Below are 22608 nucleotides of genomic sequence, written 5' to 3'. Positions count from 1 at the left end.
TGGAGCTGTCGCTCAGCACAAGGCCGGCATGGGGACTTCCTTGGCGTAGGTTTGCCATTCCGCCGCAGTGAGGAGTGCCGTCTTACTCTCGCAAATGGCTGCGGCGAGTTCCTCGGTTCGAAGGGTGTAGACGCGGGCCGGGAAGGCATTGCTGGTGGCGGTCGCGAGATAGCCGGGAGTTCCCGCGAAGCTGACATGCCGGGGACCGTCGTCAACCGTGTGCAACTCCAGCATCACGTGTGGTGATGCGGGGTTCGCGACGTCCCATATCTCGATCGATCCGTCGCGACCGATCGCGAGTTCGGTGCCATGGGCTGCGAAAGCGAGAGCGGATATGTTTGCTCGATCACCTGACGGTCCCGCAATGGTGGTCACTGCTCGGCTTCCGTCGGTGCGACGGATCTCCACTGCGGCGCCGTTCGAAACAGCAAGCACACCTTGATGATTGAGGGCCATCACCCGCGGATCTGTGGTCATGTCATTGCGCGCAATGGTCTTCTTGTGGGGGACGGGAGAACCACGGAGATCCCACACATCGATATCGTTGCCGCGGGTGAGTACGGCCAGGACGCCGGTGTCGGTGATGGCCATGGTCGGATGCTCAGGATAGCTGCCCGGCTGGTCGAGCGGGTTGCCGTTGTCCAGGACGCGAGGGCTTGTCGACGCGTCGGCGACCTCCTCGAGGTTCCAGATTGCTATCTTCGAAGGCGATGCGACAGCGAGGAGCGTCCCGCTGGGATTCATCACGACAGAACCGCTTCCGCTCGATAGGCCATCGACCGGGGGTAGCCGCCGGGTCGCGCGCCATGGCGTGGGTGCGGCGTCCCGACCGGGCGCTCCGGGATCCCATAGGTATACGCCGCTACTGCCATCGCTGATCGCTGCGACGCGGCCGTTGGCCGACACGGCGGTGTGCAGTCCATCGAAGTTCTTTTCTGTTTCGGCAGACCTCCAAGCGTCCATGTCTCGGGTGATGATCGCTGCGTCGAGTTGCCGGCCGGAAAGAAATCCCGCTCCGATGGAGTTCCATTGACGTAGCAGCGGCGCACTCACGGAGTTCCCCGGACCCGGTGTGTTCGAAAGAGCGTCGATGGCAATGCCGAAGTCTGTGCGCTGCGTCGGTAACGACCATATCCAGACCGTTCCGTCGCTGGTTGCGGCTGCGAGTGAGCGCCCTTGCCGCAAGAAGTGCACAGAAGAGATGTCTGCGGGTGTGTGCAGGGTTCGGCCTTTGTCTGCGTCGCTGGAGTTCACAGTGACGACTCGGCCTTGTTCGACGGTGGCTTGGTAAGCGCCGTCGCTGGAGTAGTCCAGATCCTGCAGCGGTTGTCGGTCGGTGCTGGTTCCGATCGATGTGACGACGCTGGTGGGTTCGGCGTGGGCTGGTCCGTTGCTGAGGTCGAAGAATTCCAGACCGGGAAGTTTCGAGTTACGGAGGATCAAAGCTCGGCTGTCGGGACTGAACATCAGTCGGCGCGTCTGGTTCGTCATGACGGCGATGCCGGTCGGCGGACGATCGAAATCCGGGACCGCGCCGTCGGTGCGGACTCGTGTGGTGTCCCAGATGCGCACCTGGTTGGTTTGCCCTGGTGACACGGTCCCGGCTGCACCCAGCAGTGTTCCGGCCGGGCTGTACGCCACTATGGGGTAGCCACTGGGCAGCTCGAGGGTGGGGAGCGGCGCCGGTGCGGCGTCACTGCTGATGTCCCATCGCAGGATCTTGCCGTTTCGCATCCCTACGGCTATCTCGCGCGAGTTCGCGGCGGTCGCGGCGGAGACGACTTCGTCGTCCCCGACGGGAAGGTCATAGATCGGGCGTGGTCGACCGTTCATATCCCACACTTGGACGCGCGCGGTGCCCGGGACGGCGGCACAGCTGACCGCATCGTTGCCGAATGGCGTGCACTGCTTCCGATCGATCTGATGCCAGGCGGTGAGTCGCTGCCCATCGGGACTGAGCGAGATGCCCGATACCTCGAAACCTATTGGGAATATATACAATTCGTTGATTCCGCTGGCGGTGATCGTTGCGTATGTCACCCGGCCGTCAGGGGTGGCGGCGGCGAGTCGGTCGGTGTTCGGGGCGGTGGTGAGCATGGTTCCGGCCTCGATGATGCGGTACGGCACATCGCCCGCCGAGGAGCTGAGCAACTCCGTGCGCGCTTGGGGGGTGTCGGCGATGCGCAGCGCCGCCAGCGCTAGTTGCTGGGCGATGGCGGGATCGACCTCGCGCAGCGTGCGCGCGGTGTCCGCGAGTTGCCGCGAGCGCGTCACCTCGAGTTCGGTGCGGTGGTTCGCGTCGAGTACCCAGGTCCATGCGCCCACCAGGACAGCCACCATCGCGATGGCGAGCGCCACGAGCCGTCGGGTGGGGTTGGGCCTGGTTCTCGCCTCGGCGATTGCGTCCGCCAGTGTGCGGGCAGGTACGAGTTGCGGACAGAAGCCTTGGGGTACAGAGCCTTTGGCTTCGTCGTGGTCATCGAGGGGGACGATGATCCGCAGGCCTTTGCTGTTCGCGGCCGGGAGTTTGGACGCGTAGCCGGTTACATGGGCGAGTGTGCCGTCGGCGTGCAGATCGGCAGTGGCTGTGGTTTTGGGGTCGAGCGTGTGTGGCCTGAGTGCGCGCAGTCGCGGGTGGCGGGGCGCGAGGTCGTTGAGTGCTATCGCTATCGCGACGCTCATCGACGCGCCGCGCAGCCTCGCGTAGGGACCGCCGTGTTCACCGGTGACCGACCAGACCACGCACGCGTCGGTGTCCGTGAGTGTGCTGCTGTTCCAGGCGGTGTGCAGGCTTCGGATGAATTCGGGGTCGGGTTGGGTGAATCCGCTCCAGGCCGGGTCGGGATGCATTCCGCTGGGGCCGGATTCGAGTAGGTGCAGAGTCAGTCGGCCGACCTCGCCCTTTTCGTTGCCATTGCTGTCGCGATCGCTGGCGACGAGCAGGACGGGGATTTCGGTCGTGCGTCGTCCGGCCGGGCGGACTCCGGCGACCTCCAGGGCGGTCAGGATCGCGAAACCCCGCAGCTGCGCCGGCGCATCGCGCCACAGCTGTGCGAAGACCTGCACCAGTGTGGCGGGACCGGGTGGTCGAGGCCCGGCGACGAAGGGGGTGCCCACCGAGCAGAGTCCGCTGGCAGCGAAGTGGTCCAGGAATGTCCGGACACCCTGAGCGGGGTCACAGGTACCGGCGATCGCGCCGGTGAGATGCGCGACCGCCAATGCGGCGGAGTAGTCGAACGCAGTACGCACACTATCGGACTGGTTCGGTGTCTCGGCCTCGTCCCGGAGCGGGTCGGTCCGCCACTGCCGTGAATAGCGCGTCAGGGCATGCGCTTCGCGCGTGGTGGGGTCGAGCAGATCGCGTGTCGTGCTGTCCGAGAACGCATGTCGGCATTGCCCTGGCCAAGTCGGTTGTGCCCGTGAGCCGGTGAGCTTTTCATAGAGCTCACGTAACGCTCGCTCGTCATAGTCGGGCGCCCGCTCTGGGTCCACCATCAGTGCCTTCCCGCTCGTGACTCGACGAGGCGGTCGTCAATCGATGAAAGGTGAAGAAGTCACGTCGATTTCGGCGACGCCACCGTGATCTCGACCGCTGGTGTCACAGGGATTTCGCCGGAGTGGACGCGAGCACAGCGCGGCCGGGGTTTCACGTCTGCTCGAGTCCGTCGACGATTGCGCGCCGAACGGGGTCGTCGGCATGAAGGTTGCGCGCGATTCGCCGCCAGGCGTTGCGTTCACCGGTGAGGGACGCACCGATCGCGGCGATGATCTGCTCGCGAAACTCGGCGTTGAGTTCCGTGGCCAGGATCGCAGTGAGTGTCAGCTCGTCGTAACCGGCGATGGTGGTGATGATCCGGCCGATGCGCCGGTTGTCCGGACCAGGATGCAGCACGAGCAGCAGGTCGGCTGTCGTCGGCTGACCGACGGCGTGAATTCTGAGGAGATCGGCATCGATCGAGCCCGGGGCCAGGGACACGGTGAGCAGGTAGCGATTGTCGAATGGTGCCCAGGCGAAGTCTTTACCGTCCTGGTGGACGTGATGTGTGGGCAGCTCTGGGTCATCGGTGGTGGACGCATCCTGAAGTTCACTGCGCCAGGCGGGAATTACCATCAGCGGTGCGGAGTATTCGGATCTATCGCCCGCATGACGATCGTTGTGCGGCGATCGGCCGATGTCCGGGGGTGAGGTGGGGGACGCGCTGGGAAGCGGACGGTTGGACATGGCGGCCGCAACCCGGTCGAGGAAGGTGGCAGGCCTGGCGAGCGTACGTCCGGCAGGGCGCCGCCAAGTGCTCAGGATGGAGTTCATATCTCCCCCTCGGCTGGTTGCGCTGGTGTCGCGGGGACAACGCCGGTGTCTTTGGCGCCCGCGAGGGAACTCAAAGACAGTGCGCCGGTGAGTCCGACCGCGATTCCGGCTTTGGCATCGGCTATCCAGCCTGCGCCGGCCAGGGTGCCGGCGAGCACGGCTGTCGCGAGCATGCGCAGGCCGACATTGCTACACCACCAGAAACCTGGTGGCGGGCGAGTGAGATCCCCTGCGGCGGACTCCTGTTCGGACCGCCACGGCCATCTGCCTTCTTTACTGGTGAATTGCCACAACTCGTACATCGCCGCACCGAACGCGGTCACCGCAGCGATGATCGCGCTGGCCGCGACGAGAGTCAGGTTCACGGTGTCCAAAGCTACCCCACCTAGCCACGGCAGCGGGCCGATCTTCGGCACAGCAGTCTTCTGACCCGATCGGCCACCGACTACCTTTGCCGCATGTTCATCCCCGCGCGTGAGTTGACGCGCATTCAGCGGAGAATCGTTCTCGTTGTGGCGATCTTGTTGTCCTGTGTTGTTACCGCGGCGCTGTGTTCGTGTGCCACGGCAACGCCCCAGAAACGGCCGGAACTGCCGGAGTTGCCGTCGTACACGGATCAGTTGTCGGCGGCGGACCGGGAAAAGATCAACTTCCGCAACAGTATTCGAGCGCTGGATCCCTGTGCGTATGTCGATGCCGTGGCACTGAGCCGGATCGGGAAGCCGGTGATGAGCGGTGCGTCGGGCTTCGTCTTCGGGCCGTGCGAGATCTGGTTCGACGGTCCGCGGATCACGATCGACATCGGCAAGGTGGTCGCCGACGCCGTGCCGCGCGTGGTCGGCGGCACCACGGTGTGGATCCACCACGCGGACGAGTCCGGCAACTCGTGTTATGCCCAGCAGCGCCTGAATGACAGCTATGGCGTCGATTTCGGTGTAACACTGCGCCGGAACATCGGTGATCCGCCGACGCCGGTGGAAGCGTGCAACATGGCGGCAGACCTCGCCGCAGCGCCTGCCGCCCGGCGCACCGATCGCCCGTTGCGCGCGGAATCGCAGTACCCGCAGATGAATTCGCGATTGTCCGTCATCGACCCGTGCGCCGTGCTCGGCAAGGTCGGCCCCGGACACCGCCCCGTGCTGGAGCCGGACTTCGACGACTTCCTGTTCTGGTGTGGTTTCCGCCTGGACGAAGGAGACGAGTCGAGCTTCCAGGCGATCCACTACGTGTATCGGAGCTACAGCCACATGAAACCGCTGCGCGGACAGCGGGAGTTGACGATCGGCGGATTCCAGGCCTTGGAGGACCCCAAGCCCATCGACTCGGAACCGGGCACCTGCGCGATCTATATCGCGACCGACCCGCCCGAGACCGAGAGCGGCGTCCAAACCGAGACCGTCGAAGTCATCGCCCGCAGCGGTTGCGCCGCCGCCAACACCCTCGCCGAGGAGCTCATCCGCCTCTATCACGAATTCGCCCGCTGAGCGCACGGCAGCTCGTCGCTCCTGCGAGCTACGCGGAAGTGGGCTCTGCAGTGGGATGTGGGTGGTGGGGGAGGCCGCTTATGGTCGGGAGGTGATCGAAGCAAGAGGCTTGACCAAGGCTTATGGCCGGATGGTCGCGGTGCGGGACGTGGGGTTCACCGTGGCGCCCGGCCGGGTGACCGGGTTCCTCGGGCCGAACGGATCGGGCAAGACGACGACACTGCGGATGATTCTCGGCCTCGCTACCCCGTCGAGCGGGGAGGTGCGGGTGGCGGGCAAACGCTATGGCGAACTCGTCCGTCCGCTGCATGTCGTCGGCGCGTTGCTGGACGCCGGTGACGTACTGGCATCGCGGACCGCGGTCGCGCATCTGCGGGTGCTGGCGGCGGCGAACGGGATTCGCCGTTCGCGCGTGGACGAGGTGCTCGGTGCGGTCGGTTTGGCCGAGGTGGCCGGACGACGGGTCGGCGAATTCTCGCTGGGGATGCGGCAGCGGCTGGGTATCGCCGCGGCATTGCTCGGCGATCCGGCGATCGTCGTGCTGGACGAACCGGTCAACGGGTTGGACACCGAGGGCATCCGGTGGATTCGCGGACTGTTGCGCTCGATGGCCGACCAGGGCCGCACGGTGCTGCTGTCCAGCCATGTGATGAGCGAGATGCAGCTGGTCGCCGATCATCTGCTGGTGATCGGCGCGGGCACGTTGCTCGCGGACGAGCCGATGACGCGGTTCATCGAGCGGCATGCGGATCCGGTGGTGCGGGTCCGCGCAGCCGAGCTCCCGGTGTTGGTCGAGACGATCGGCGCCGAAGCGCGGGTCGAGCTGCATGGCGATTCCGCTGTGGTGCACGGGATCTCGTCGCGCGCGATCGGCCGGTTGGCGGCGCGGAACGGCATCGTGCTCGATGAGCTGACGCCGATACACGCTTCGGTGGAGGACGTGTTCACCGGACTGGTCGAGCAGCATCAGCAGTTCGCGCACGGCGACGCGGGGTGGGCGGCATGAGCGCGGTGCGCGTCGCCGTGCCGTACCGGTCGCTGCTGGGTGACCAGATCCGTTCGGAGACAGTCAAAATCAGGTCGGCACGGGCGCTGGCACTGCTGCCCGTGACGGCGTCGGTGCTGGGCCCGGTGTCGGCGGTGCTGGTGGGGGTGACCGGCAGCCTCTCGCCGGGCGACACCCTGATGGGCGGCGCGCTGACGGGAGTGTCGGCAGCACTGGCGGTGGTCGCGGCTTGGGGTGCGCTGGTGGTGACGACCGAGTATTCCGCGGGCACGATCCGCCCGGTATTGGCCGCCACGCCGCAGCGGACCGTGGTCTTGGCGGCGAAGGCGATCGTGGTCGCCGTGGTGGCCGCCGTCGTGGGCGTGCTGTCGCCCTCGGCGTCGCTGCTGATCGGACTGGCGACCATCGATGCGGCGAAATATCCAGTCGGCGAGGTTTTTCCGGGCCTGATCGGTATCTGGTGTTGTTTCCCGTTGGTCGCGCTGCTCGGCGTCGGCGCCGGGGTACTGCTGCGCGGTTCGGTGGCTGCGGTGGCGATGGTGGCGGCACATGTCGTGGTGCCACAGCTGACGGCGGCACAGGCGTTCGGGGAGTTGCACAAGTGGGCGACCGTGGCCGCGCCGAGCGCCGTGGTGGCGAAACTGTCGCACAACGCCGATGCCGCCCCCGAGCTCATGGGTTCGCTCGGCGGCTGGCCACGGCTGGCCCTCGTCGCCGCCACCGCGGTGTCGGCGCTGTACTCGGCGCGTCGCGCGCTGGAACGCAGGGACGTATGACGATTCGGATCGGGGAGCGGTGGCTGGTGCCGGCGGTGCTGGTCGTCGCGGTGTTCGTGTTCGTGGTGGTCGACCATACGCTGGTGTCCGACACGGACCTCGGCCTGCGGCAGTCCACCGGGTTGGCGTTGCTGCAAGCCCTGGCGATCGTGTTGCAGCTGCGGTTCGCCGTGCTCGGCTGGCTGGTCAGTGCGGTAGCGGTCGGGTACGCGTCGGTCGCGGTGGGCGGGCCGTCGTGGGTGGAGCCGATGTTCAACAGCTACCTGGTGGTGCTCGCCCTGCTGGCGGTTCGGGTGCCCTGGCGCACCGCCGCGGTGGTATGGGCCGCCACCACCGGTATGGGCGTGGTGCTGACTGTGGTGATGCCGCACGCGCGGTGGACCGATATCGTCGGGTCCGCGGTGCTGGCGGGTTTGGTACTGGTGGCCGCGGCGGCGGTGCGGGCGGTGATCGACGCCCGCCGCGCCGCGTACGAGCAGGCGCGGGAATCGGCGCACCAGCAGCAACGCACCGTGTTGCTCGAGGAGCGGGCCCGGATCGCGCGCGAGTTGCACGACGTGGTCGCCCACCACATGTCTGTGATCGCGATCCAGGCCGAATCCGCGCGCTACCGGATCGCCGACCCGCCGCCGGAGTTGCTGACGAGTCTGTCCGCGATCCACACCGGAGCCGCGGCGGCCCTGACCGAGATGCGGCGCATTCTCGGTGTCCTGCACGCCGAAGCCGACGAACCCACCCAGCCGCAACCTCGCATCGCCGATATCGACGGCCTGGTCGAGGGCATCCATGCGGCCGGACGGCAGGTGCTCCTTGGCCGCGAGGGGACGGTGCGGGAGCTTGCGCCGGGCGTGGAGATCTGTGCGTACCGCATCGTGCAGGAAGCGCTGAGCAATGCGGTACGCCACGCGCCCGGCGCCGACATTCGAATCGAACTGTGTTATCGCACTGCGGAACTGGAGATATCGGTGATCAACGGGCCCGGGGGCGCCGTTGCGCCGTCGCGAAGCGGCGGTCGTGGGCTGATCGGAATGCGCGAACGAGTAGCCGTCCTGGGCGGCGGTCTGGAGACCATGACGACACCGGAGGGCGGCTACTCCGTCCGGGCCGTCCTGCCACTGACGGAGCGGAACGCGCCATGACGATTCGCGTGCTGATCGCCGACGACCAGGCCCTGATCCGCGACGGACTCTCGGTGCTGCTGACCGCCCAGCCGGATCTCGAGGTGGTCGGCGAGGCCGCCGACGGCGTCGAAGCGGCCCGTCTGACGGCCGACCTCCGACCGGACGTGGTTCTGATGGATATCCGGATGCCGCGACTCGACGGGCTCGAAGCCACCGCTCGCATCGTCGCCTCCGGCGCACCCGCCCGGGTGATCGTGCTGACCACCTACGATCTCGACGAATATGTCTTCCGCGCGCTCCGCGTCGGCGCCAGCGGCTTTCTGCTCAAAGACGCCAGTGGGCTCGTGATCGTGGACAGCATCCGTACGATCGCGCTGGGGGACGCGATGCTCGCGCCGTCGGTCACCCGGCGGCTGCTGGCCGAGTTCGCCCGCTTACCCGCCCGGCACCGACCGGACGATGCGCGTCTACAGGCCCTCACCGACCGCGAAACCCAGGTGCTGACCCTGATCGCCCGCGGTCTGTCCAATGCCGAAATCGCCGAAACCCTCGGCATCGCAGAGGAAACCGTGAAAACCCACGTCGGCCGGATTCTGGCCAAACTCCGGCTGCGTGACCGCACCCAGGCCGCGATCGCTGCCTACGAAACCGGTCTGGTCACACCGGGCTGACCCGTCCTCGGAGACATTGTCATGCGCATCCACACCCTCATCAGCGGGGCCGGACCCACCGGCCTCACCCTGGCCGTCGACCTCGCCCGCCGCGGTATCCCGGTCCGGATCGTCGACAAGGCGGTGCGGCATCCGACCGGTTCCCGGGGCGACACCCTCCAGCCACGCACCCTCGAGGTCTTCGACGACCTCGGCATCATCGACCGCGTGCTGCGAGCCGGTGCGCCGCAGCCGATCGTCCTCGCCTACCGGGCCGGTGCCCCGGAGCGCGAACTGCGGATGACCGACCCGATACCGCCGAGTTCTGCTGTGCCTTACCCGAATCCGTGGACGCTCGGCCAAGCCGACACCGAGGCGATCCTGCGCGCACGCTTGGCCGAATTCGGTGTCGAGGTCGAAATCGCCACGGAAACAGCAGGTTTCGCCGCGGACGACAGTGGAGTCACGGTCACTCTGGCACACGCGGGAACCACCGAAACCGTCCGAGCCGACTATCTGATCGGCGCGGACGGCGCGCACAGCCTCGTGCGCCGCACGCTCGGGATCGAATTCGACGGTTCCACAGACGAATCCACGCGTCTGCTGCTCGGCGATGTTCGCGCCGACGCCCTCGATCACACGCACGGCCACTGTTTCGCATCCGCCGACGCCGCCACCGGGATCGTCTTCTCCCCGCTACCCGGGCGACCGCACTTCCAAGTCGGCATGCCGCTACCCGCCGGGATCGAACCCGGCCTCGGCCTCCTCCAAACTGCCGTCGACACCTGCGCCGGCCGCTCCGATATCCGCCTGACCGACCTGACCTGGTGCACCGTGTGGCGCCCGAACATCCGGCTGGCCAGACGATTCCGGTCCGGCCGGGTTTTGCTGGCCGGCGACGCCGCCCACGTCCATCCGCCCACCGGCGGGCAGGGACTCAACACCGGCGTCCAGGACGCCTACAACCTCGGCTGGAAACTCGCCACCGGTGACGACGAACTCCTCGACACCTACGACATCGAACGCCGCGCCGTCGCGGCTGCTGTCCTCGGCATCAGCACCGCATTGCTGCACCGGGCCACCAGCGGGGCCGAGGACGCCCACCGCCGCGACCACACGCACCAGCTCGACCTCACCTACCGTGATCCCGCCGCCACCGGCACCCTCGTTCCAGGCGACCGCGCCCCCGACGCGTCCGTCACCGATATCGCCGGACAGCGGCTACGGCTGTTCGACCTCTACCGCGGGCCGCACCACACCCTCGTGTCCTTCGGCGAAACCGCGCCTTGCGCAACCGTTCCCGACGTCCACGTCTGGTCGGTGCGGGGTCCTGGACACCGCCCGAGCGATCCAGGTATCGGCCGCCACGTCATCGACGTCGACGGTCACGCTTTCCGCGACTACGACGCTCGTCCTGGCACGCTCATCCTCGTCCGTCCCGACGGACACATAGCCGCGCGCACCGACCCGGCATCGTCGGGATGACCCTCGGACGGTCCTGCCGCAGAGCCGATGTGCAACACTGACGCGGTGCAGCCTAAGCGCAGGATTCACTTCGTGGGCAGCTTGCCCGGACAGTTGGACACTCCAGAGAAGGCTATGGCGTTCGCCGTCGACACCGCCGGTGAATATCTGGACGGCGTGCTACCCGGTGGCGAGGCGGACCCTTATCGCGCCCAGTGGTACATCAGGCCGATCATCGACCGGCTCGACAGTATCCCGGCGCTGGCGCCCGTGCGCCGCGGGGATTGGTCGACGCTGCGTTCCCGCAACACTTTTCGGCTGAAGGAAGGCAGGTCGCTGACCGAAGCCGATCTCGACGCCGCGCTCGGCTACGCGGCGGAGACCGACCGGGCACTCGAGGCGCTGGCGCAGATGCGGCGATCCGATCCCGGACTGCGCTTTCAGGTGGGCATACCGACGCCTTTCGTCATCGGTTTCATCGCTTTCGAAGCACGGATGCTGGTGTGGCGTCGGCGCTCGGCGCAGCGCGGTGCCCGCGCCTTCCCTTATTACCGCCCGATCGTCGACGCGACCGTCCGAGAGATCGTCCGAATCCACGAGAAGCTGGGCGACAACGTCGTCTTCCAACTCGAGCTGGCCGCGGAGACGCTCATCTGTGCGCGCATGCCCGGGGTCCTGCGGCAGGGCCCGGCCGCCGCGGCGGGTCGAGCGATCGGCCGGCTCGTCGCACGGGCGCCTCACGATGCCCACTTCGGCGTCCATCTCTGCTTCGGCAGTCTCGACGACAAGCCGGCCGTGGCGCCGAGATCGGCGGCGGCGGTCGTCGATCTGGCGAACGCGATAGCCCGATACTGGCCTGCGGGAAGACATCTCGATTTCGTTCACATGCCCATCGGCGACGGCAAACAGGCGCCGGTCCGGCCGCGGTACTACGCGCCCCTGGCCCGCCTCGAACTGCCCGCGGATACGCGGGTCGCCGCCGGGCTCGCGCATGCGGCGCAGCCGCTCGCGCAGGCCCGGCAGGCACTGGCGATCGCGGAGGCGGCCTACGGCGGGCCGTTGGACGTCGCGGCGCCTTGCGGTCTAGGGCGCTATACGACCGTCGACCGGGCGCGGTCCGCGGTCGCGCACGCGGTCGCCCTGGCGGAAACAGATCTCTGAAACGACCTTTGGTCACAGTGGCCCTTGTCGGCCGTCGCCAGCCGAGGTGGGCAGGCGCAGACGTGGTGCACACCGGGACGGGAACAAACCGCGGCGAAAGCCGCAGCCGCACGCCGAAATCCGCTCATTCGCACGCCGAAATCGGCGTATATCGGACTGTCGGTGGCGTCGCGAACACCGTTGTGCCGGAGCGCGGTTCGTCCCAGCGCAGACCGAAGGGCCGGTTTGGCAGGCGCGATACTGGGTACGGCGCCACGAATTCCAACACATCCGAGCGTCAGATCCGTGGAGGAGCACACACCTGCGGGGGTGATCGGCTACGGTTACACCCGTGGTCGAAGCAACTGAAGGGCCTGCGCCGGAGAACGACCGAAAGCCGGAACCGTTCGACCCCGGCGCGCTGAACTCTGCGCGGGTGTACGACTACCTATTGGGTGGGAAGGACTACCGCGAGGTAGACCAAGACATGGGCAACGAAATGCTCTCCAGCGCACCGGAAGTCAAGACCGTGGCGTGGTTCGCCCGCAGCTTCGTGCTCAAAGCGGTCCAGATGGCCGCCGATGCCGGCATCCGGCAGTTCATCGATCTCGGCTCGGGTATCCCGACCTCGCCCAACGTGCACGAGGCGGCTCGCGAGATCGAGCCGTCGGCGCAGGTGGTGTACGTCGACTACGACCCGGTCGTGCACGCCCACTGCGACGCGCTGTTGGCCGGCCCCCGCGGTGTCACAGCACTATTGGGCGATATTCGCCATCCCGACGAGATCTTCGATCAGCTGAAGAACCAGACCCTGATCGATTTCAACGAGCCCGTGGCCATCACCATCATCGGTGTGCTGCACTACGTGATGGACGAAGAAGGCCCCGGCGATATCATCGCTGCCTTCCGCGATCGGTTGGCCCCTGGCAGTTTGCTGGCGATCACGCACGGTTCCACCTCGTCCTCCCCTGAGATACTCCAGGTGCTCGAAGCTACGGCGGGCACGTCCGCGCAAGTCTGCTTCCGGCCCGCGGCGCAGACGGAGGCCTTCATGGACGGCTTCGAGCTGCTCGAGCCCGGTGTGGTCCCGGTGCAGGAGTGGCTGCGGCCCGACTTGCCGAAAACTCGGATGATCATGGACGGCGTCATCGGCCGCAAACCCTGAGAATCCGGTAGCAAGAGGAGTAATGTCGGGTACGCCAATTTGTTGTTGGCCGCCTGCACATTCGAGCGTGCATCAGGTGCTGTCCCAGTCGATCAAGAGGATGAAATAATGAAGACCCTCACAACTGTCGCTGGTGTCGTGTCGTCGATCATGACGGTCGCCGTGGTCACGACCGGTGCCGCGGTTGTCAATGCCCCGCTCGCCGCCGCCGCGCCGGGGGATCTCATCACCGACGATGTCCCGACACTCAACGAACTCGATGATCAGGTCGCGTTCCTGATCGAACTGCCCGGATCCGACGAGGCCAAGGCCGCCCATATGGAAGGCGGCATGCGGGCGGTCGTGGTTGCCCGCACCCTGTACAACATCGGCTGGTACCGGGCGCCGCGCGGATCGAACGAGATCACCGGTCCGGAAACCCACGAGGGCAACGTGCACACCGCCATGTTGCGCAGCAAGTCGGCGGGACAACCGGATCTTGTTGCGCGCGTGGTCTGGAAGCGGATCGACGGTGTCTGGAAGCTGTCCAACAGTTCCGTCTGCGAAGGAGTCAAGGCCGTCGGGCTGGCCATGGGCTGCGACTTCTGACGGCCCGCCGCGCACCGTGATCGAAATCCGTGACCTCACCCTGGGGTATCCAGGGGTCACCGTCCTCGAGGTCCCCGAACTGAGCGTGGCAGACGGGGCACTCACCTACCTCATCGGTCTGAACGGCACCGGCAAAACCACGCTGCTGCGGTGCATCTGCGGCGTCATCACGCCCGCGGTCGGTACGGTCCGGGTCGACGACACCGTCGTCCGGGCCCACCACAGCACCCCGGCCTCGCTCGGCATGCACCTCAACTACCGAGCCTTCGACCCGCGCCACACCGCACGCCGGCACCTGCGCTGGATCGCCCGGGCCCGTGGACTGCGCACCGGCCGGGTCGAGGACGTCCTCGAGCTCGTCGATCTCGTCCGGGTCGCCGATCGCCGGCTCGGTCACTACTCGCTCGGCATGCTGCAACGGGTCGGCATCGCCGCCGCACTGCTCTCCGAGCCGCAGACCCTGCTGCTCGACGAACCGCTCAACGGCCTCGACATCGCGGGTATCCGCTGGATCCGCGGACTGCTGCGCGACCTCGCCGATGCGGGGACGTGCGTCCTGGTCGCCACCCACCTGCTCGATGAGGTCGAACGCAACGCCGACCACATCGTCATCATCGGAAACGGACGCGTGTTGGCCGACCAGCTGTTCGCTCACCTCATGAACACCCTGGAGCCCGGTGAGACCGGCCTCGAAGACGCCTACTTGCGCATCGCCGGATTGCCCACCGAACTCCCGTCGGGAGTGACGCCATGAGCGGCCCCGGTCCGGCCACCCTGATCCGCCGCGGCATCGCCGCCGAATGGACCCGCACCGCGGGACGCAGCTTTCTGTGGACCGTGTCCGTCCCCCTCACCTTCGCGCTGCCGCTGATCGTCACGTTCGCGATCGCCGCCGTCGCAGAACGACTCGCCGACCTGCCCGGGCAGAGTTACGTGGCCACGGTCTCCACCACCAACTCCGTGTACTGGGTGATCACCCTGTCCGTGTCGGTCATGATGGTCACCGCCGCCTACGCCCACGCCACCCAATGGCGCGGTCAGACAAGCGATCTCAACGCCTTCCTGTTTCCCCGCTCCTGGACGGTCGCGTTGGCCCGGTGGATGTACTACGGCGTCATCACGGCGATCGCGACGACGGTGCTGCTCGTCGTCGTCATGGTCACGCTGCCCGCTCAATTCCCCAAAATCTATGGGGCGGTGGACATCACGGATGCCGCCGGGATCCGGTTCCTCTGGACCGTCCCGAGCTACGCGTTCGCCGCGTGCGGCGTGGGGATCGCGGTCGGGTCGGTGATCCGCACCCCATCCGCCGCCATTGCCGTCCTGCTGTTCTGGGTCTACGTCGCCGAGAACTCGGTCAATCTGCTACCGCACGGCCTCACCCTGCAGGCCTACGCCCCGTTCCTCAACGCCGTCGCCGCCACCGGCCAAGAGGTCGCCTTCCTCCCGCGCTTCGGCCGTAACGGATCTCTGCTCTATTTCGTGATCGTCGCCGCGACCCTTTTCGTCGTCACGGCCGCCCTGCCGATCCTGCTTCGCCGCGTGTCCGGCCAGCGCAGAACAACGCTCACCAAATCAAGCACACCCTGAGCCGAGCGTGGTGGCTACGGAGTCGATGGTTCGACTGGGTTCTGTCTCGAAGTCCCCGTAACTCCCGCGGCAGGCACACCAACCTGAGCAAGTCACACTTCGGCAGCCAGCCAACAAGCCCGGACGCAAGCAACACCAAGCGACAGAAGACAAAACCTAGCCGGAGACCGGACGAACCTCGAGCGGAAGCCTCTTCATCACCGGGATCGGCCCCATGGCGCGCCCGGGCTTCTTGATCGGGACGGCCTGGAACTCCCATTTCGACAGCAGACTGAAAAGCGTGGTTTGCAGTGCCATCCAGGCGAAGTTATTGCCGATGCACATCTGCTTGCCCATGCTGAACGGAGCGAAGCTCCGGTGTTTCACCCCGGCGGCCGACCACCGATCGGGGTCGAAAACGTCCGGATCGGGGAAGATGTTCGGGTTGCGGTGAATGGCCGCGAGGCTGTAACCGATATCGGTTCCGGCGGGGAACTCGAAACCGCCGAGTTGGACCGTGGTGATGCTGCGCCTCGTCTGCAGCAATGCCGAATGAGATCGGGTGACCTCGTTCAGGAACTGGTTCAGGTAGTCGAGTTTGTCGAGGCTGCCGGGACTGAAATCGCCTGCGGCGGAGATCTCTTCCTGCAGTCGCGAAGCCGCCGCGGGATGCTGTGCCAGCTCGTACATCGTCCAGGTCAGCGTGGCGGTCAGGGCGTCGATCCCGCCGAAGAGCACGGTCATGGCCTGCTCCACCAGGAACTCGTCACCACGCTGCGCGGCCTCCGGCGAGTCCAGCAGGAGATCGATCAGGTCGTTGCGGCGGACACCACTGGCCCGGCGTGCGAGCAGCCGCTCCCGGCAGAAGCCGCGCAGTCGCGCTCCTCCCGACCGAAAGTTACGGTTCACCGGCAATGGCAGGCTCGCCAGTTGCTTCGGCAAGATACTGCCCACGATGGCGCCGGCGCCGATATCGTTGATCAGACCCGAGATGAGTTGGATGTCTTCGTCAGTGGGTTCGTGCGAGAAGAGAGACCCCAGCAGGTCGGTGATGACCAAACGCAGCAGGACGGAAGTGAATTCGACGACCTGGCCCGGCTGCCACGAATCCGCCAACGCATCCGCGTTACGCTTCATGATGTGCGCGTAGCTTTCCAGCTCGGTGCGATGGAACGCGGGCTGGAGCATACGACGAATATCGTTGTGTTCTTGGCCGTCCGCGACGATGAACGATTCCCCGAATATGAGACGAATGCGTTCGAAGAGGAGTCCGCGCTCGTAGGTGCTGGAATTCTCGATCAACACCTGGTGCAGTAGGTCGAAATCGGTGATGACGTAGACGACGCGGCTGCCGATATCGACCCGGGCTATCTTTCCGACGCTGGACAGATCCACCATGAACTGGACCGGATCGCGCGCGATCCGCCAACCGTGTCCGACGACAGGCAAACGTCCGGGACCGCACGGGACGTCACGAAGGTCCACTGTGTCTTGCCCTCTCTTCGGCAGGTCCAAGGTCGAGGACTTCGGCGGATCCGACCGCTATCGCTGAGGTCCGTTGTCGATCGACACGTTACCTTAGCTCGGATTTCCCTGACGGCGGGGGCGACAAGCGAAAACGTTTGTCCTACTGCGATCATCGGCGGCGCGTCATGTTGTTCGGCTTTGCCGTGACGTCCCGATCCGGGCCGCGAGATGGAGGACGACACACTGAACTGTTACCTGTTCGGACTTGCGGCGGAACGATTTACGCGATAGCGGCGGCGAACAATGGCGCGGTGGAAATGTTCGCCGCGAGGGCGGAGCCGAGGCCGGAGACGATCGAGGTCTTCTGGCGCTACCCAGGCGATTGCGCGACTTTCACACCAGGGCAATAGGTTCCACCGATCGGGCGCGAGAACAGGTGAGCCGTTCAGTCGGGTGCCGGGTGGTTGCGGCGGCGTAGCTCGCCCACCCGGAGTTGGAGATGGGCGAGCAGCATCGCGTCGGTGTCCTCGGGGTCCAGGCCGCAGACCTCCCTGATCCGCCGCATGCGATACCGCACGGTGTTGACGTGGAGCTGCAGCGTCGCCGCTGCGACCTCGGCCCGGCCCGCGCTGTCGAGGTAGGCCCGCAGGGTGGCCAGGAGCGGCCCTTGCTCTCCGTCCTGATCTGCCAGCACTCGCAGCGCGCCGACGAATTCGGGCAGTGCGATGGAATCGGCGTAATCGGCCAGCTGCAGCAAAGCCAGCGGCAGTAACGTACCGTCGAGATTCGCCACGGCATCGGAGACGACCGCGGGGTGGCACATCGTCCGCAATATTTCCTCGGCCTGGATGCGGGCCTGGCTCAAATCCGAAACGGACTGGGCGGGCGGGCTCACCGCTATTCTGCAGGAAATGGGAAGCGGGGTTCGTCCGGCGAAGTCGGCAGCCAAGGATTGCGCTGCGGCGCATGCTTGCTTTCGCGTCCGATGCGGCCAGGCGAGTATTCCGTAGACCGTATGATCTGCCCTGATCGCTACGCCCGAAGTGTGCACCGCGGCCAGGTAATGGGCCAGTGAATCCTCGATGCGTCGCAAATCGGCTGTTTCCGCCGAGATACCGGTGGAAGGCGTCGCGCGTCGCGTTGGCCCGGTCCGTGCGAAGCCGAGCGCCAGCACCGACACCGGGCCCTCGGACAGGCCCAGCTTCTCCGCTGTGGCGATTCGGCTGGGCCCGCCGGCGATCAAGGCCTCGGCCAGCTCACGGCGACGTCGCTGCGCTCGTCCGCACGTGTCGTGTCCAGCCGCCAGCAGGTGCGCGGCGACGAGTTCGGCGGCCGCGGTCAAGCGCTGGGACAGCCGGGCGGACAGCGGCTCCGACACGACGAGCCAGACGTAGCCCAGGACGGACCCGCCGCCGCGGACCGCTATCGCCACCCGGGCCGCGGTGCCGTCGCCGGCGACGCCCTGGGGGACGAAAACGGGGTCGGTGCTGGTCTGCAGCCGCTCGAAGACGCCGTGCTGTTCCAGCGCGCGGAGGTGTTTGCCGGGGACGGTGCGCGCGAAGATCGATTCGGTGCGCATCGGGTCGGCCGTCGTCTGCTGCGCGGACCATGCGAGAACAGTGGAACGCCAGTCCTCGATCGTGACCGGAGCGTGCACCGCGGCGCTGATGGTGTCGGCGACGGCGAACAGATCGGCGGCGGTCTCGGCGGGGGACCATTGTCTCTGCACGTGCTCGAGCAGTTGTTCACGTAACGCACTGGCCAGGTCCATCCAGGAAACGTCGGACCGGACCCGCACGATCGTCAGCGGCAACGAGGCGGGCAGCGGCGGTATCTCACCTTTGACGGCAACCGCCGCGGCATGGTGGCGTGCTGCGTCGTAGACCACGTCGTGCAGGCAATTCGCCCCGAGGTCGGCGGCGACCAGGATGAACGCCCCGTCGCGGGGCAGGCCGCGCACCGGATCGTAGAACTCGATGGTCGAGACCTGCCGATCGGCGAATCGGTCGCCGGCGATCACGGTGAGTGGCTCGGCGGCGAGGCTGCTGACGAGACTGTCGACCGTTGCTGTGCCGGTGAACACGACGCCTGCTCCTTTGGTTCGAATGTCCCGTCGACCGACAGTACGGAAGCGGGCCGAAGATCTGCCCGACGCCGTTCGGCATTGTCGAACGAAGCCTCGAGGATCGCGGTTTGTCGAAACCGACAAACCGCGTATCGCACAACGTCGGATCGCCACAAGAGGCCCGTCATCGTTTCTGGCACGCTGATTTATCGGTTGCTCATGCGAAGGGAAAAGAATGGTCAAAGAATGGGAAAAGCCCACTGGCACAGCGGCTTTCGCTACGGGCTTCGCGCTCGTGCGGGCGTGTTGATCCGCGCCGAAGGAATGGCAATATCGCTCGACTCACTGACCGTGTCCTACCCTACGGCAACCGGCGCGCACTGCGCGTTGTCCGAGCTGGACCTCACGGTCGAAAAGGGGCAATTCGTTGCCATCGTCGGCCCGACCGGATGCGGCAAGTCGACCGTTCTGAACGCGGTGGCGGGCCTGTCGGCGCCGTCGGGAGGGCGGGTGCTGATCGATGGCCGGCCATTATATGGTCGAAACCGCAAGGCGGGCTATCTGTTCCAGCGTGAGCCGCTGCTGCCGTGGCAGACGGTGCTCGACAACGTAGCTTTCGGGCTGCGGCTGCGCGGGATGCGCGCGGCGCAGCGCGAACGCATGGCGCTGGCGTGGCTCGCCCGGGTCGGCCTGTCCGGCTTCGAACGCGTGTTCCCGCACCAACTCTCGGGCGGCATGCGCAAACGGGCGGCGCTCGCGCAGACCTGGATCGTCGATCCGGAGATCCTGCTCATGGACGAGCCGTTCGCCGCCCTGGACGTACTGACCCGGCAGGTGATGCAGCACGAATTGCTCACGTTGTGGACCGGCAGCGCGAAGACGGTGCTGTTCGTGACCCACGACCTCGACGAGGCCATCGCGCTGTCCGATGAAGTGGTGCTGATGTCGGCCGGACCGGGCAGTCGCGTGGTCGGCCGCTACCGGGTGGACCTGCCGCGGCCGCGCGACCTGTTCGAGATCCGGGTGCATCCGGAATACGCGCGGATTCATCGCGCGATCTGGACGGCCCTGCGCGACGAGGTCCGCAAGACCTTCGCCTATGTCCCTGCAGCGCAATAAGAGTCGGCGTCGGGTCGCCGCGATCCGGATCGCGCAACTCGGGCTCGCAGTCACCGTGTTACTCGGCTGGGAACTCGCTGCCCGATACGGGGCCATCGACGAATTCTTCTTCTCGCGGCCCAGCGATATCGCTGTCCGACTGAGTGACTGGTTCGGCTCCGGCTCGATCTGGCGCCATATGCGCCTCACCGTGGTCGAGGCGGCACTCGGGCTGGGCATCGGCGGCATCGCCGGGCTCGTGCTCGGATTCGCCTTGGCCCGAATGCGATTCGTCGCGGCGGTGGTCGAGCCGTATGTGCGGATCGGCAACGCGCTCCCGCGGGTGGTGCTGGCGCCGATCTTCCTGCTCTGGTTCGGGCTCGGCATCTGGTCGAAGGTCGCGCTCGGCGTTTCGCTGGTGGTGTTCATCGTCTTCTTCAACACCTATCAGGGTGTGCGGGAGGCCGACCAGTTGCTGGTCGACAACGCGCGGATGCTCGGTGCGACCGAGCGGCAGCTGTGGCGGTACGTGCTGTTACCGAGTGCGTTGACCTGGATTCTCGCCAGTCTGCGACTCAGCGTCGGTTTCGCCGTGATCGGGGCCGTCGTCGGCGAATACCTCGGTTCGGCAAGTGGTCTCGGTTACCTGATCGCTCAGGCGGAGGGCACCTTCGACACCACCGGGGTGTTCGCGGGCATCGCTGTGTTGTGTGCGGTCGTGGTGGTCGTCGACATGGCTGCCGATCGCGCCGAACGTCATCTGCTGCGGTGGCAGCCCGTGCGTGGCACGGCAATTACGAAAGGCAAGCAAGAATGAGAAAACAGAGATGTGCGGCGGTGCTGCTGGCAGCGGTGGTGCTGGTGCTCGCAGTCGGTGGTTGTGGCCGGAAACCGGAGAGCGGCCGGCGCGTCGTCATCGGGGTGGGCGGACGGACGCTGCCGGTGTATCTGCCGCTCGTGCTGGCCCAGCGTCTCGGCTACTTCGGCGAGGCCGGAGTGTGGGTCGATATCCAAGGCCTGCAAGGCGGTTCGAAAGCGTTGCAGGCGTTGGAAGGCGGCAGCGTCGATGTCGTCGCGGGATACTACGACCACACCATTCAGATGCAGGCCAAGCGCCGGGCGCTGACCTCGTTCGTGACCATGCTGAACCGGCCCGAACTGGTGCTGGCGGTTTCGCCCGCGGCGCGTAAGCCGATCCATTCCATCGCCGATCTCGCCGGTGCGAACGTCGGGGTCAGCGCGCCGGGTTCGTCCACGGACTTCTTTCTGAAATACGTGCTGAGCAAGCACGGTCTGGCGGCGGACGCGGTGAGCGTGCAGGCGATCGGGACGGCGGCGACCGCGGTGGCCGCGATGGCGCACGGCCGGGTCGACGCGGCGGTGCTGGTGGATCCCGCGTTCTCGCTGTTGCAGCGGCGGGCCGGTGCCGACAAGGTCGAGGTGTTGCTCGACGCGCGCAGCAGCGAGGGCGTCGAGCAGACCTTCGGTGTCTCGAAATACCCGGCCTCGGTGCTGTATTCGAGCAGCCGATGGCTCGACGGCAACCGCACGACGGCTACCGCGCTGGCCGAGGCGATTGTGCGGACATTGCGGTGGATCCAGGGGCATTCCGCCGAGGAGATCGCCGCCCGCATGCCCGCAGAGTTCGCACAGGACGATCGGGCGACCTACGTCGAAACGATCGCCAAGATGAAGGACGGTTTCTCCACCGACGGGACCATTTCCGTCGACGGCGCAGAGGCCGTCCGCAAGGTGCTCGCACAATCCGACCGCACCGTCGCCGCCGCCGAGATCGACCTGTCGCAGACCTACTCCAACGACTACCTGCCCAGCCATGGGTGAGGGCGGCAGAGATCGGTCGCGGCGCAGAGTGCTCGCCGTGCTCGCGGCCGGTGCGCTCTCGCTGACCGCAGGGTGTTCGCTCGACAACGACGAGGCAGAACGGCCTGTCCCGCGTCCCGCGGCGAGTCCCGTGGTCCACAGCGGACCGCCCGTACCGCCGCCCCGCCAGCCGGGTGTCGCACGGATTCCGATGCCCAGCGGGGTGGTATCGGCGATTCCGGGAGAGGGCGACAACATCGCGCTCACCATCGATGACGGCACCAGCTCGGACGTCGTCGCGGCCTACATCCGTTTCGCGAAGGACAGCGGCGCGCGGTTCACCTTCTTCGTGACGGCGTGTTATTCGTCGTGGACGGTCAACAAGCCGATGCTGCAGCCGCTGGTCGACCGGGGGCAGATCCAACTCGGGAACCACACGTGGGATCACCCGGATCTGACCCGGCTTTCGGATAAAGAGGTCGCGGCTCAGTTCGCGCGCACCAAAGCGTTGTTGCGCAACAACTTCGGCGTCGACGGAACCCCGTTCTATCGCCCGCCGTACGGCTATCGCGACGCCAGGGTCGACGCGCTCGCCGCCGATCACGGCTACACGGTACCGGTCATGTGGTACGGAACGCTCGGCGACCAGCAGATCATCACCGAACAGGATCTGGTGGCGAACGCCCGCAAGTACTTCAGAGCGCAGTCGATCGTGATCGGCCATGCCAACCAGCGCCCGGTCACCCGCGTCTATGACCAGCTGTTGCAGATCATTCGGGATCGGCGCTTGACGATGGTCACGCTCGACGACGTGTTCGAGCGGAGGCACTGACCCATGGTCTTCGTAGCGGAAGGCGTTTCGAAAGTCTTTCTGGGCGAAGGGCA

The 22608-nt window shown here is 66.5% G+C and carries 20 protein-coding genes; 15 read left to right on the top strand and 5 right to left on the bottom strand.

Annotated features, from left to right (window positions below):
• Window positions 1–12: 12 nt before the first annotated feature.
• The 3 genes from NVU01S_RS04245 to NVU01S_RS04235 form a co-directional block, all read right to left on the bottom strand.
• Window positions 13–3495 carry a WD40 repeat domain-containing protein gene (locus NVU01S_RS04245; protein ID WP_043665066.1) on the bottom strand — a complete coding sequence of 1161 codons (3483 nt, stop codon included), beginning with the start codon at window positions 3493–3495 and terminating at the stop codon, window positions 13–15.
• Between the two features lie 151 nt (window positions 3496–3646).
• Entirely contained in the window at window positions 3647–4309 is a 663-nt protein-coding gene (locus NVU01S_RS04240) for a hypothetical protein (protein ID WP_156161434.1), read from the bottom strand.
• Entirely contained in the window at window positions 4306–4683 is a 378-nt protein-coding gene (locus NVU01S_RS04235; RefSeq protein WP_043665062.1) for a hypothetical protein, read from the bottom strand. The genes NVU01S_RS04240 and NVU01S_RS04235 overlap by 4 nt, the downstream gene beginning before the upstream one ends.
• 225 nt (window positions 4684–4908) lie before the next feature.
• Between NVU01S_RS04235 and NVU01S_RS04230 the strand changes: the two genes are divergently transcribed.
• The 11 genes from NVU01S_RS04230 (at window position 4909) to NVU01S_RS04180 (ending at window position 15293) form a co-directional block, all read left to right on the top strand.
• The gene (locus NVU01S_RS04230; RefSeq protein WP_218023625.1) at window positions 4909–5793 is read left to right on the top strand and encodes a hypothetical protein; all 885 of its coding nucleotides are present in this window, start codon (window positions 4909–4911) and stop codon (window positions 5791–5793) included.
• A 91-nt stretch (window positions 5794–5884) separates the two neighbouring features.
• Window positions 5885–6799: an ATP-binding cassette domain-containing protein gene (locus NVU01S_RS04225; RefSeq protein ID WP_043665058.1), complete on the top strand. Its 915-nt coding sequence runs from the start codon at window positions 5885–5887 to the stop codon at window positions 6797–6799.
• Entirely contained in the window at window positions 6796–7575 is a 780-nt protein-coding gene (locus NVU01S_RS04220; RefSeq protein ID WP_063775928.1) for a hypothetical protein, read from the top strand. Before NVU01S_RS04225 ends, NVU01S_RS04220 begins: the two co-directional genes overlap by 4 nt.
• Window positions 7572–8714: a sensor histidine kinase gene (locus tag NVU01S_RS04215; RefSeq protein WP_052280219.1), complete on the top strand. Its 1143-nt coding sequence runs from the start codon at window positions 7572–7574 to the stop codon at window positions 8712–8714. The genes NVU01S_RS04220 and NVU01S_RS04215 overlap by 4 nt, the downstream gene beginning before the upstream one ends.
• On the top strand, window positions 8711–9367 hold the full coding sequence (locus NVU01S_RS04210; protein ID WP_043665056.1) for a response regulator: 657 nt from the start codon (window positions 8711–8713) through the stop codon (window positions 9365–9367). Before NVU01S_RS04215 ends, NVU01S_RS04210 begins: the two co-directional genes overlap by 4 nt.
• 21 nt (window positions 9368–9388) lie before the next feature.
• The gene (locus NVU01S_RS04205) at window positions 9389–10831 is read left to right on the top strand and encodes an FAD-dependent monooxygenase (RefSeq protein ID WP_043665054.1); all 1443 of its coding nucleotides are present in this window, start codon (window positions 9389–9391) and stop codon (window positions 10829–10831) included.
• Between the two features lie 72 nt (window positions 10832–10903).
• Entirely contained in the window at window positions 10904–11971 is a 1068-nt protein-coding gene (locus NVU01S_RS04200; RefSeq protein ID WP_156161431.1) for a hypothetical protein, read from the top strand.
• Window positions 11972–12302: 331 nt separating this feature from the next.
• Window positions 12303–13115: an SAM-dependent methyltransferase gene (locus NVU01S_RS04195; protein ID WP_043665049.1), complete on the top strand. Its 813-nt coding sequence runs from the start codon at window positions 12303–12305 to the stop codon at window positions 13113–13115.
• A gap of 108 nt (window positions 13116–13223) precedes the next feature.
• Window positions 13224–13703, top strand: coding sequence for an MTB12 C-terminal domain-containing protein (locus NVU01S_RS04190; RefSeq protein WP_043665048.1), 480 nt, complete (start codon window positions 13224–13226; stop codon window positions 13701–13703).
• Between the two features lie 16 nt (window positions 13704–13719).
• Complete coding sequence (locus NVU01S_RS04185) at window positions 13720–14457, top strand: ABC transporter ATP-binding protein (protein ID WP_043665046.1); 738 nt, start codon at window positions 13720–13722, stop codon at window positions 14455–14457.
• Window positions 14454–15293, top strand: coding sequence for a hypothetical protein (locus NVU01S_RS04180; protein ID WP_043665043.1), 840 nt, complete (start codon window positions 14454–14456; stop codon window positions 15291–15293). Before NVU01S_RS04185 ends, NVU01S_RS04180 begins: the two co-directional genes overlap by 4 nt.
• A 156-nt stretch (window positions 15294–15449) precedes the next feature.
• On the opposite strand, the gene NVU01S_RS04175 is transcribed toward NVU01S_RS04180, so the two are convergent.
• Together NVU01S_RS04175 and NVU01S_RS04170 are read right to left on the bottom strand one after the other, a co-directional pair.
• Window positions 15450–16787, bottom strand: coding sequence for a cytochrome P450 (locus NVU01S_RS04175; protein WP_082031847.1), 1338 nt, complete (start codon window positions 16785–16787; stop codon window positions 15450–15452).
• A 397-nt stretch (window positions 16788–17184) separates the two neighbouring features.
• Window positions 17185–18822, bottom strand: a complete 1638-nt coding sequence (locus tag NVU01S_RS04170) for a PucR family transcriptional regulator (RefSeq protein WP_052280217.1) — start codon at window positions 18820–18822, stop codon at window positions 17185–17187.
• A gap of 81 nt (window positions 18823–18903) precedes the next feature.
• On the opposite strand from NVU01S_RS04170, the gene NVU01S_RS04165 reads away from it, so the two are divergent.
• The 4 genes from NVU01S_RS04165 (at window position 18904) to NVU01S_RS04150 (ending at window position 22555) form a co-directional block, all read left to right on the top strand.
• Window positions 18904–19923 carry an ABC transporter ATP-binding protein gene (locus tag NVU01S_RS04165; RefSeq protein ID WP_244467120.1) on the top strand — a complete coding sequence of 340 codons (1020 nt, stop codon included), beginning with the start codon at window positions 18904–18906 and terminating at the stop codon, window positions 19921–19923.
• Window positions 19904–20719 carry an ABC transporter permease gene (locus NVU01S_RS04160; protein ID WP_052280216.1) on the top strand — a complete coding sequence of 272 codons (816 nt, stop codon included), beginning with the start codon at window positions 19904–19906 and terminating at the stop codon, window positions 20717–20719. Before NVU01S_RS04165 ends, NVU01S_RS04160 begins: the two co-directional genes overlap by 20 nt.
• The gene (locus tag NVU01S_RS04155; RefSeq protein ID WP_043665039.1) at window positions 20716–21744 is read left to right on the top strand and encodes an ABC transporter substrate-binding protein; all 1029 of its coding nucleotides are present in this window, start codon (window positions 20716–20718) and stop codon (window positions 21742–21744) included. The genes NVU01S_RS04160 and NVU01S_RS04155 overlap by 4 nt, the downstream gene beginning before the upstream one ends.
• Before the next feature lie 190 nt (window positions 21745–21934).
• The gene (locus NVU01S_RS04150; protein ID WP_307681307.1) at window positions 21935–22555 is read left to right on the top strand and encodes a polysaccharide deacetylase family protein; all 621 of its coding nucleotides are present in this window, start codon (window positions 21935–21937) and stop codon (window positions 22553–22555) included.
• The last annotated feature ends 53 nt before the right edge of the window (window positions 22556–22608 follow it).

Source organism: Nocardia vulneris (assembly GCF_001613425.1).
Taxonomy (GTDB): Bacteria; Actinomycetota; Actinomycetes; order Mycobacteriales; family Mycobacteriaceae; genus Nocardia; species Nocardia vulneris.
This window is presented reverse-complemented; position numbering and strand designations above follow the sequence as displayed.

What these genes read in the sequence shown, in the direction of transcription:
- NVU01S_RS04245 (WP_043665066.1), bottom strand. Translation starts at nt 3,495, where the DNA reads ATGGTGGACCCAGAGCGGGCGCCCGACTATGACGAGCGAGCGTTACGT.
- NVU01S_RS04240 (WP_156161434.1), bottom strand. Translation starts at nt 4,309, where the DNA reads ATGAACTCCATCCTGAGCACTTGGCGGCGCCCTGCCGGACGTACGCTC.
- NVU01S_RS04220 (WP_063775928.1), top strand. Translation starts at nt 6,796, where the DNA reads ATGAGCGCGGTGCGCGTCGCCGTGCCGTACCGGTCGCTGCTGGGTGAC.
- NVU01S_RS04215 (WP_052280219.1), top strand. Translation starts at nt 7,572, where the DNA reads ATGACGATTCGGATCGGGGAGCGGTGGCTGGTGCCGGCGGTGCTGGTC.
- NVU01S_RS04210 (WP_043665056.1), top strand. Translation starts at nt 8,711, where the DNA reads ATGACGATTCGCGTGCTGATCGCCGACGACCAGGCCCTGATCCGCGAC.
- NVU01S_RS04205 (WP_043665054.1), top strand. Translation starts at nt 9,389, where the DNA reads ATGCGCATCCACACCCTCATCAGCGGGGCCGGACCCACCGGCCTCACC.
- NVU01S_RS04190 (WP_043665048.1), top strand. Translation starts at nt 13,224, where the DNA reads ATGAAGACCCTCACAACTGTCGCTGGTGTCGTGTCGTCGATCATGACG.
- NVU01S_RS04180 (WP_043665043.1), top strand. Translation starts at nt 14,454, where the DNA reads ATGAGCGGCCCCGGTCCGGCCACCCTGATCCGCCGCGGCATCGCCGCC.
- NVU01S_RS04160 (WP_052280216.1), top strand. Translation starts at nt 19,904, where the DNA reads ATGTCCCTGCAGCGCAATAAGAGTCGGCGTCGGGTCGCCGCGATCCGG.
- NVU01S_RS04155 (WP_043665039.1), top strand. Translation starts at nt 20,716, where the DNA reads ATGAGAAAACAGAGATGTGCGGCGGTGCTGCTGGCAGCGGTGGTGCTG.
- NVU01S_RS04150 (WP_307681307.1), top strand. Translation starts at nt 21,935, where the DNA reads ATGCCCAGCGGGGTGGTATCGGCGATTCCGGGAGAGGGCGACAACATC.